The 220-nt window shown below is 68.2% G+C and carries 1 pseudogene; it reads left to right on the forward strand.

The features are described 5' to 3' along the window. Positions 1-220 (forward strand): annotated as a pseudogene (locus HMPREF3143_RS25950) (hemagglutinin); the annotation flags it as partial.

Below are 220 nucleotides of genomic sequence, written 5' to 3' on the forward strand. Positions count from 1 at the left end.
ATACCGAGTACGGTCCGGGGAGTGCCTTCTGGACGAAGGGTAGCGCAGCGGCGGGATTACTGGCAGGTGCGCTTGGCGGTAACCTGAAGGCAGGCGCGGCAGCGGGGGCGGCCCCTCTTCTGGCGACCCTGGTCAAGGAGCAGAAAGACCCGACAGCCCGTGCCGCGCTGCACGGTATTGTGGCTGCGGCGCTGACGCAGCTGAGTGGCGGGAGCAGTGC

The organism is Enterobacter sp. HMSC16D10, from assembly GCF_001807145.1.
Lineage (GTDB): Bacteria > Pseudomonadota > Gammaproteobacteria > Enterobacterales > Enterobacteriaceae > Enterobacter > Enterobacter roggenkampii.